Origin of the sequence: Streptomyces sp. NPDC003038, assembly GCF_040611115.1 — a bacterium.
In the GTDB taxonomy this organism is placed as follows: Bacteria; Actinomycetota; Actinomycetes; order Streptomycetales; family Streptomycetaceae; genus Streptomyces.
In genome coordinates this window covers 1-1670 of sequence record NZ_JBEXNN010000111.1, presented here as the reverse complement: position 1 = coordinate 1670, position 1670 = coordinate 1, and the positions used below count along the sequence as shown (strand labels likewise).

Below are 1670 nucleotides of genomic sequence, written 5' to 3'. Positions count from 1 at the left end.
TCCAGGCCTTCGACATCGCCTTCGACGGACGCCTCACCAACAACCGAATCTGACCCACGAGACCACCCCAGTTACACCGAAAACTTTACAGACCCACCAGCAACCCAACATGATCATCTGGACTTTGAATCAGCCCTGGGGCATGGGCGGGGTGATCTGACTGATGCCGAGTGGGAACGGCCTCGACCGTTCCTGCCGGTCAGCAACAGGCGTTGCGGTCGGTGGCGGAATCACCGGCAGGCGATCGACAGGATTATGCATCGGATTCGGACCGGGGTTCAGTGGCGTGACCTGCCCGAACGGTTCGGGCCGTCGAAGACCGTCTATGAACGGCACCGGCTGTGGTCGGCCGACGAGACATGGGAGCGTCTGCTCTCCAGCAGGTCCAGGCCGCGGCGGATGCGGCGGGTGAGATCGACGGGGAGGTCTCGGTCGACTCAACCACCGTTCGTGCGCATCAGCATGCGGCGGATGCCCGCACCGACCCGCCGCCAACTCCCACGTCGAAGGGGGCCGAGCCAACAGAACGTCAGGACGAAACCGCGTGGAAGAGCCTGCATGCCCGCCTGGTGGAGGTGGTGCGGGAGGCGAGGGCCTGGGCCGCTCGCGCGGCGGGTTCACCACCAAGCTCCACCTGAGTGCGGACGGCCGCTGCCGCCCACTGTCCCTGGTCGCCACACCAGGTCAGTCCTTCTGGTCCCTGTCGGGGAACGCCTTGTCGGCGTGAAAACATGATCGCGGCGCCCGTCCACCGACTCCGGTAGCTCGTTGGGGCTCCAAGCCCGCAGGTCAGTCTGGTGCAGGGGCCGCCGCGGGGCCTTGCCTTGTTGCCGTAGAGCACGCCGGTCAGATTTCGTCTTCCCCGGGGCCCCTTTTCGGGCGGGCGCCGTCTGGACGGACAGGTTGACGGAAGGGAAGGGAAGGGCATGGCTGTGGCGCAAGGGGACGCCGAGGAGAGCGAGCAGGGCCCGGAGCTGGTGGAGAGGGTCGCGGCGATCGACATCGCGAAGGCGTCCGGGATGGTGTGTACCCGGGTGCCGCACGAGGAAAAGCCCGGCCGCCGGGTGCAGCGGGTGCAGCGGGTGTGGCACGTGGCCGCGACGTCCGGCGCGGTCCTGGACCTCGCGGACCACCTGGTGTGCCAGGGCGTCACCCGGGTGGTGATTGAGGCGACCTCGACGTACTGGAAGCCGTTCTTCTTCCTCTTGGAAGCCCGCGGTCTCGACTGCTGGCTGGTCAACGCCCGTGACGTGAAGAATGTCCCGGGCCGGCCGAAGACCGACAAGCTGGATTCTGTGTGGCTGGCCAAGCTCGCCGAACGGGGCATGCTCCGCGCTTCGTTTGTGCCGCCGAAACCGGTCCGTGAGCTGCGGGACCTGACCCGCTCCCGCGCGGTCCTCACCCATGAGCGCACCCGTCACAAGTAGCGGGCGGAGAAGCTGCTGGAGGACGCACAGATCAAGTTGTCCTCGGTGATCTCGGACATCTTCGGGGACTCCGGCCGTGCGATGCTCGAAGCGCTGATCGCCGGTGAGCGCAGTCCCAGGGCCCTCGCGGGCCTGGCACACGGCACCATCAAGGCCTCTCCCGCCGCGTTGGAAGAGGCCCTGGCCGACGGGTTCGAGGAACACCACGCGTTCATGCTGCGGATGCTGCTGGACACCGTCGAC

The 1670-nt window shown here is 67.1% G+C and carries 1 protein-coding gene and 2 pseudogenes; all 3 read left to right on the top strand.

Annotation, left to right across the window (positions count from 1 at the left end):
• Window positions 1-135: 135 nt before the first annotated feature.
• Window positions 136-688 (top strand): annotated as a pseudogene (locus ABZX75_RS34305) (IS5 family transposase); the annotation flags it as partial.
• A 238-nt stretch (window positions 689-926) separates the two neighbouring features.
• A complete protein-coding gene (locus ABZX75_RS34300) occupies window positions 927-1427 on the top strand; it encodes a transposase (RefSeq protein ID WP_355418157.1) in 501 nt (166 codons plus the stop codon).
• Between the two features lie 45 nt (window positions 1428-1472).
• Window positions 1473-1670 (top strand): annotated as a pseudogene (locus ABZX75_RS34295) (IS110 family transposase); the annotation flags it as partial.

Coding starts and splice junctions, on each gene's coding strand:
- ABZX75_RS34300 (WP_355418157.1), top strand. CDS start 927: ATGGCTGTGGCGCAAGGGGACGCCGAGGAGAGCGAGCAGGGCCCGGAG.